The 7959-nt window shown below is 39.8% G+C and carries 6 protein-coding genes; 4 read left to right on the top strand and 2 right to left on the bottom strand.

Going from position 1 to position 7959, the window contains the following annotated elements; genetic code table 11:
• Positions 1-271: 271 nt before the first annotated feature.
• A complete protein-coding gene (locus H6G08_RS18980) occupies positions 272-1531 on the top strand; it encodes a bifunctional sterol desaturase/short chain dehydrogenase (RefSeq protein WP_190545716.1) in 1260 nt (419 codons plus the stop codon).
• A 473-nt stretch (positions 1532-2004) separates the two neighbouring features.
• Here H6G08_RS18980 and rpaA read toward each other — a convergent pair whose 3' ends face one another.
• Complete coding sequence (rpaA, locus tag H6G08_RS18975; protein WP_096589036.1) at positions 2005-2748, bottom strand: two component system response regulator RpaA; 744 nt, start codon at positions 2746-2748, stop codon at positions 2005-2007.
• A 612-nt stretch (positions 2749-3360) separates the two neighbouring features.
• Positions 3361-4104: a cistern family PEP-CTERM protein gene (locus H6G08_RS18970; RefSeq protein WP_190545709.1), complete on the bottom strand. Its 744-nt coding sequence runs from the start codon at positions 4102-4104 to the stop codon at positions 3361-3363.
• Between the two features lie 447 nt (positions 4105-4551).
• On the opposite strand from H6G08_RS18970, the gene hetI reads away from it, so the two are divergent.
• The 3 genes from hetI to H6G08_RS18955 all read left to right on the top strand — a co-directional run bounded on the left by hetI (position 4552) and on the right by H6G08_RS18955 (position 7952).
• Positions 4552-5277 carry a 4'-phosphopantetheinyl transferase HetI gene (gene hetI, locus H6G08_RS18965; RefSeq protein WP_190545707.1) on the top strand — a complete coding sequence of 242 codons (726 nt, stop codon included), beginning with the start codon at positions 4552-4554 and terminating at the stop codon, positions 5275-5277.
• Positions 5267-5449: a histidine kinase gene (locus tag H6G08_RS18960; protein WP_190545705.1), complete on the top strand. Its 183-nt coding sequence runs from the start codon at positions 5267-5269 to the stop codon at positions 5447-5449. The genes hetI and H6G08_RS18960 overlap by 11 nt, the downstream gene beginning before the upstream one ends.
• A gap of 103 nt (positions 5450-5552) precedes the next feature.
• The gene (locus H6G08_RS18955; RefSeq protein ID WP_190545703.1) at positions 5553-7952 is read left to right on the top strand and encodes an MASE1 domain-containing protein; all 2400 of its coding nucleotides are present in this window, start codon (positions 5553-5555) and stop codon (positions 7950-7952) included.
• The last annotated feature ends 7 nt before the right edge of the window (positions 7953-7959 follow it).

Raw genomic sequence — 7959 nt, 5'->3', positions numbered from 1 at the left:
TGGGATATGCTTTACTCATGTTGCTCTCTCGGTGCTGTCTACTATCTATTCACAGCGTATACCGAGAGAGCTTTTTTACAATCTGTCCGACTTTTCAAACATCCTCTAAGCGCAAATCATCACTAACTGATTCTTTTCAGATAGAATGCATATATTATATTTATAGTCAAGTCTCTACATTTTAATTTTTATTTACTGGACAACTCGACCTGAAACCGTTCTTATTAGATTATGAAGAATGATTACAGACAACGAGTACAAAAAAATTACGATGAATTTTTTTACTAAAGGCTGGGCTGATATAGAAAGCCAATTACAGATTAATTGGGATTTACTCAACACCTGCTTACAGTTTGCTCTTTGGGGATTATTCTCGCTGTTGTTGGCGGAGGTTGTCAGAGATAGCTATCACGCCTTATGTCACCAGTTTACTTGGATGAGTAAATGGCATAACAAGCATCACATGGCATATCGTCGGGATTTATCGGTAGTTTCCCCAAAAATATATCAAGAGTCCCAGCTATATAACGATATTGTTGAGTCCAGTATATTAGTTGTCGTTGTGACATTAATTGCTTTACTACTTAACCAAATGGGCTTTTGGCTAGGTGTAGCTTATGCTTTTACCTTTTTATATGGTGCATCTCGCCGATATTTTCTTGGGAAAATTGACACAGATTATACCCATCTCCCCGGCCCTTTAGAAACAATTCCATCTACTTGGTGGGTAAATCGTTCTTACCACTGGCGTCATCATTTTGATGATGTTAACGCCTATTACAGTGGTGTATTTCCCCTAGTCGATACCATATTAGGAACGGGGCTATCTCTAAAAGGTAAAACCATCGCTTTGACTGGTGCTTCTGGTGCATTAGGACAAGCATTAGCAACTGAATTACTTAAACATAATGCCAAAGTTTTAGCATTAACTACTCACCCAGAAAAATTACAAGCTCAAGATAAACTCGCAATCATTCCTTGGGAATTAGGTAACGAAGCAGAATTAAAAAAGAGTTTAGAGAAAGTAGATATTTTGATTCTCAATCATGGAATCAATGTCTATAGTAACCGCACACCAGAGGCGATTAATTCCTCCTATGAAGTCAACACTTTTTCCACATTGCGGTTGATGGATATATTTATCTCCACTGTCACAGGCCCCCAATCAAAAGCGACTAAAGAAATTTGGGTAAACACCTCTGAAGCTGAAGTCTCGCCTGCCTTTAGCCCCCTTTATGAACTGAGTAAACGCGCTTTAGGTGAAGTTGTCACCCTCAAGCGCTTAGATGGGGATTGTATAATTCGCAAGTTAATTTTGGGGCCTTTCAAAAGTCAACTTAATCCCTATGGGGTGATGTCAGCACAGCAAGTTGCTAGGGCAATTTTGTTTTTTGCCAAGCGCGACTTCCGCAATATTATTGTGACGATAAATCCTTTGACATATGTACTTTTTCCTATCAAAGAAACTAGCACCTGGCTTTACTATCGGATGTTTAGCAAAAAAGCGCAGCACGATGAAATTGTGAATTGAGCATTAAAAAAGAGAATCAGGAATTTAGTCCTCACTACAAAATTATTTGAAATTGTCAGTGAGGTAAGTTCTAAAAAATAACCCTCTTATTTCACTTTTCTTAGAGAAAAATTATCGCCTTCATGCAAAACTCAGATTTATTCTAGGTTTAAGCATCATATCCCCCATAAAAAGCTCAAACTTTGATGGCTCGATAAAAATCTGAGTAAGTCAGGATTGGAGATTTTTCTAGAAAGAGTGATATAGAGGGTTAATCAAGATAAACACAAGTTATCAAAGGATATCAGCGTCTGGAAATGTTGAAATACTGACAAGCAGTTATGGTTAGTGCGAGCAAATGAAGAGCTGAACTACAAGCAGTATTTGCTTATGTTACACCAATTTCCGACGCAGTATCCTATTGGCACTCACTAACTTTGACAGAACAGAGTGCCAATTTATGGCTCAGGTCAAGAAGAAAACTTATCCTGATTTTATTCCACAACTGATGTTGAAGCTCCTTCAGCAGAGGGAGGGAGGCTTGGTAACTCCAGACAATATCCAGCACCATACACTGTCTTGATATAGCGGGGATGACGGGGGTCTGGTTCAAGTTTGGTTCTGAGGTGGCGAATATGGACTCGAATTGTTTCAATGTCGTCATCTGGGTCGTAACCCCAAACTTCCCGCAGGATTTCGCTAGGAGAAACCGTCTGTCCGTGGCGCTGGAGCAAGCAATGAAGTAACTCAAATTCCAGGTGAGTCAGTTTGACTGTCTCATGAAACCAAATGGCCTCAAATCTTTCGGGAACAAGAGTTAAGGGGCCATAGTTGAGAATTTCGCTATGCTTTGCTGCTTGGGGAATACGGTCAGTACGCCGCAATAGCGCCCTGACTCTAGCCAGCATTTCTTCAACTTCAAAGGGCTTGGTCAAATAGTCGTCAGCCCCGGCGTTGAAGCCTTCCACCTTATCTTGTGTTTGGCTTAAAGCAGTCAGCATTAACACAGGAATCTCAGCTGTGCGCTCATCGCGCCGCAGCCGTTGGCAAACGGTGAATCCATCTACCCTGGGCAACATTAAATCAAGCATAATTAAGTCTGGTTGTAGCTGGAGAGCTAAAGCCTGACCTTTTATCCCGTCTTCTGCTTGACTAACATCGTAGCCAGCCATTTCCAAGTTGACGGCAACGAGTTCTGAAATTGCTGGGTCATCGTCTATGACAAGAATCCTCGGCATTCTTAAAAAATTATTACTACTTATTAAGGATAAATAAGAACCTTTGATAGATACAAAGAATTCTTGATCGATTATAAAAAAGATTTTAAATCTAACATAAAGCTTAAGATACAAGGATAAATAAATCTACCCTAAAGTACAGGAATTTTTTTAGCTGATATGTTACACACCCTACAATCTGGCTCAGATGACTACAAAATCATCGAGCTATGACTGTTTAACACTGTTTAGTTAAGAAGTTGCGATCGCCAAAGTTTAATTCCCGATTCAAAGCCGCCTTATCATAAAACAGTATTAACTGATGCGCAAGGTGTGCCAATTTTTTGTTGAGGGGCTATACCAGACAAGGCTTCCCGTACTATTATTGCAATTTTTGACAATTAAAGAGAATTAAATAGAGTTTTGTTGTGAGAAATGTTTCAGTTGTTAGGCATACGCGCAATTAGTTGTGTAGCGTTATTTGATTGGCGTGCCCGCGATCGCTCATTATGGGTAAAGTGTGGGGAAAGAGTATGGAAAAAGCACAGCTGGAACAAAAAAGAAAAGAGCAGTAATGTGGTTGGTAGACGAACCCTAGATTGATAGACAATTAGTCAGTGCTGACTAGTTAATCTAGACAGCTTGTTTGTGCTGAAATTTCTTCTTAAACAAACCAAGTCCGCCTAGTGCCAAAAGTGATGCAGCTATAGTAGTAGGTTCAGGTACTGGTTCGCCGCCCTTGACGATACCACCCAAAACTTTATCACTTCCACCACCAGCATTCACCTGTTGGAATCGCCCAGCTATCCGAAAAGCTTGATTGAGAAATCCATTCTCCAGTGCATCAGAAAGCTCATCGGCACTTAAGCTGGTGTCAAATAGGAAACTAACAGTAGTAAATTGACCTGCTGTTAAACCATCCTGGGGATTTCCACCAGCAAACGTGTTGCGTGGAGGGCTAATAGCAACATCGAAGTCACCATAGGGTGGTAAGCTGGGAGTATCGATCCCTTTAACCCACAACTTTGTAAAGCCGCTAGTACCTGGATTGTAACTGTTGAATCCAACGGGAGCACCAGGATCAAAATTATCGGCGTCAAATGCTAGCCCAACTAAAGTAGCCTCTGTTGCTTTAAAGTCACCTTTAGTTCCATCAGTGGTGTTGGTAATATCCAAATTCAGCTTGACCTGATTATCTGCGAATTGAGAAAAGTTGAAATCCAACAGTGCAGAAGCACCTGTCTTCTCAGTACTCCCAAACTTAGGTTCGATGGTAATTTGAAACGCCTGGGCTGGTGCAGAAGTGGCCATTGCAGCCACAGCCATACTAGCAGACAGGGCAGAAGAAGCAATAAATGTTGATAAAGTTATTTTCATGTCAATATAGACAACTGAGTATTTGCGTTACTTTGCAACTATAAATACGGAGTTAATTAGGTATAATTGAACCTCTTGTATTTGGTTGCATTGTGTAATTATATACTTGCTAATTCATGAGCAATCCAATCAGAACGGCAAATTCACTACATCTTGTTCTTAACTTTATAAAATCTTTATATAAGCGGATTGCAATATATAAGCGAATTGCGATCGCGTTTCTCTAGTCTAAACGGGAGCATCCCAAATGTGCAAAAACGCCCTCACCCTATAAGGGTGGGGCTAGAAATACGAAGCCTGCCTTCGCAGGCTAAAAGTTTGATAGCCTGCGAAGGCAGGCTTTGTTGGTATAGCAATACCCTTGAGGGTATTGCGTCAAAATTGGGATGCTCCCGTCTAAACTCCAGTAAAATAGCTAAACTCACCAATTTCTTATGCGTTAACTCGATGACTTTTGCTAACCATCTATGGCTACCTACACCGGCAGATTTCACCTTATTGCCGAATGATGTCCATATTTGGCGAATTAATCTAGAACAACCAGAATCAAGTTTAGAAAAACTCGCATTATCTCTCTCTGAGGATGAATTAGTTCGTGCTAACAGATTTTATTTTTCCGAACATCGTCAACGTTTCATTGCTGGGCGTGGTAGCCTGCGAACAATATTAGGTGGTTACTTAGGTGTGACAGCTAAAGAAGTGCAGTTTGATTACGAACCACGAGGTAAACCATTTTTAGCAAGTAAATTTGCTGACAGTGGTTTAGCATTTAATTTATCGCACTCCCAAAATTTAGCTTTGTGTGCTGTGAGTAAAAATCGTCAATTAGGGATAGATTTGGAATGCATTCGTCCCCTGTCAGATTTAGAATCTCTCGCCCACAGATTCTTTTTACCACGAGAATATGAACTAGTGCGATCGCTTCCTGATGAGGAAAAATCCTCAGTATTTTTTCGCTATTGGACTTGTAAAGAAGCTTACCTAAAAGCCACTGGTGAAGGCATAGCTCAATTAGAACAAGTAGAAATTTCCCTGACTACTACACAACCAGCAAAGTTACTGACGCAGCCAGACTGGAGTTTATTAGAACTAGTACCAGCCAACAATTACGTCGCCGCTTTAGCAGTACTCGGCTTTGGCTGGGACTTGCATTGCTGGGAATATGGCGGATGAAGAGGCAGAGGAGCAGGGAGCAGGGAAGGCGGACAATTGTACAGACGCGATGAATCGCGTCTGTACCATGCCCAATGCCCAATGCCCCATGCCCAATGCCCCATGCCCCATGCCCAATATTAAAGTTATTACTGTAGAACTTTTGGGAAATATGAAGTTGAGGCATAGCTGAAGTAGTATATGCTACAAGCGATCGCCTCCACATCAGATCATTACTGGGTTCAGTATTGTATCTGTTGCTGCTTTCCAGTGGTAATAAAAAGCACAGAGAAGCGATGCAACCAAGTTCTACGAAGAGAAAATCTCGACTAGTTTTAGATCGTACAGTCGCGATCGCAGCGATCGCAATTCCCATCATCCACTTTTGTCTGGCTAAATTAGCAGCATCCATGTCTTATGAGAATGGTGTAACACCTATTTGGCCTTCATCTGGGGTTTATGTAGCGATTATTCTGCTGTTAGGGTATCGTGTCGTACCAGGAATATTGCTGAGTGAATTAATTATCAATATTTTACTGTTCTATAAACATCCTGGGTTGGGCATTCTTGGTTCTATCGTTGGTGTGATTGAGCCACTAATCAACGCCTTTCTAATTAAACGCTTCATTAAACATCATCATTTGCTCCATCGTTCTGCAGATGTGTTTAAATTTTTGGTGCTGATTTCGGTTGCACCTTTAGTCAGCGCTACTTTAGGGATTAGCCTGCAATGTTTTGATGGGATGACATCTTGGGCGACTTATGGAGATGCTTGGCGAATTTGGTATTTTGGTTCCATTGCTAGTGTGCTGATTATCGTCCCAACAATTTTGACATGGTTTGAGAAACCCGAACCACAGACAAAATTAAATTGGCGGCAAATTAGCGAGTTAATGCTGCTGTTGCTATCCTTGATGGGAATCAGTTATATAGCCTTTTCTGGTGGCTATCCCTTAGAATATATGCTGATTCCACCGTTAATTTGCGCAGCATATAGATTTGGACAAAGAGAAACTACCTTGCTCATGACTATTGTGAGCGCGATCGCAGTTTACGGTACTAGTCATGGTTATGGATCGTTTGTTAGGCAATCAATTAATGAATCTTTATTATTATTACAATCTTTTATTTGCGTTGTTGCCTTAACAACTTTTGTCATCTGCGCCGTCATTCACGAAAACAAAATAGCAGAAAAACATCTCAGAAAAGCTAAAGAAGAATTAGAACAAAGGGTAGAAAAACGCACTGCGGAACTTCAAGAAGCTAAACTGGCTGCTGATAGTGCTAATCAAGCCAAAAGCGAATTTCTCGCTAATATGAGTCACGAACTTCGTAGTCCACTCAATGGAATTTTAGGTTATGCACAAATTCTGCAAAATTCTCAAAGTTTCACAGATAAAGAACGTAAAGGAATTAGCATTATTTATCAGTGTGGTTCCCACTTACTCACCTTAATTAATGACGTACTCGATCTAGCTAAAATCGAAGCGCGGAAAATGGAACTTCAACCCCAAGATTTTCATTTTCCGAAGTTTCTCCAAGAAGTAGTAGAAATTTGTAAAATCCGCGCACAACAAAAGAGAATTGGCTTTTCTTATCAACCAACTGACAAATTACCTAGTATTATTTATGCCGATGATAAACGCTTGCGGCAAGTTTTGATTAATCTTTTAGGGAATGCGATTAAATTTACTAGTAATGGTGGAGTAAGTTTACAAGTACAAGTTATCAAGGTAGGAAATTGGCAACTAAATTCTCGCACTACTCGCGTGCGCTTTCAAATTCGCGACACAGGTGTAGGTATAACAGAGGAACAACTCACAAAAATTTTTCTACCCTTTGAACAAGTTGGTAGCAGAGAACAACAGGCGGAAGGTACGGGATTAGGGTTAGCAATTAGTCAAACAATTATCAATCTCATGGGTAGCAGCATTCAAGTCAAAAGCAAACCTAATAAAGGTAGCATTTTTTGGTTTGAATTAAATTTACGTGAATCTGAAGAATCTACAGTTAATCAGACATTTAATTCTCCCAAAACTATTATTGGATTTGCAGGTCGTACTCGGAAAATTTTAATTGTTGAAGACCGTTGGGAAAACTTTTCTGTGTTAGCAAGTTTATTAGAACCCCTTGGTTTTGAAATTATTCATGCTTATAACGGTCAGGAAGGATTAAATCAAGCCATAAAATGCAGACCAGACCTAATTATTACAGATTTAAAAATGCCTGTAATGGATGGTTTAACTATGACTCAAGAAATCCGCCAAAACCTAGAGATTAAAAATACAATTATCATAGTTTCATCTGCAAGTGTATTTAATTTTCATCGCCAAGAAGCTCTCAATGCAGGTTGCAATGATTTTTTGCCTAAGCCTATACAAATGGAAGATTTATTTTGGCAATTACAAAATCATTTGCGATTAACTTGGATTTATGCACAAGATTCAGAATTTAAGCCTCACCAACCACAGACAACAAATGCATCATTGCAAATGATGATTCCTTCAGCATCAGAACTGAAAAATTTGTATCAAGCCGTACAAATGTGTGATATTGCCAATATCCAAGCAGAAACAACCAGAATTCAGAATTTAGCTCCCAATTATGCAGCTTTTACAAATAAAATATTAGCTCTGGCTGATGAATTTGAGGTTGAAGCAATTGCAGCTTTAATTAAACCATATCTAGAAAAATAGTTATATA

Origin of the sequence: Calothrix anomala FACHB-343 (assembly GCF_014696435.1) — a bacterium.
Lineage (GTDB): Bacteria > Cyanobacteriota > Cyanobacteriia > Cyanobacteriales > Nostocaceae > Aulosira > Aulosira anomala_A.
This window is presented reverse-complemented; position numbering and strand designations above follow the sequence as displayed.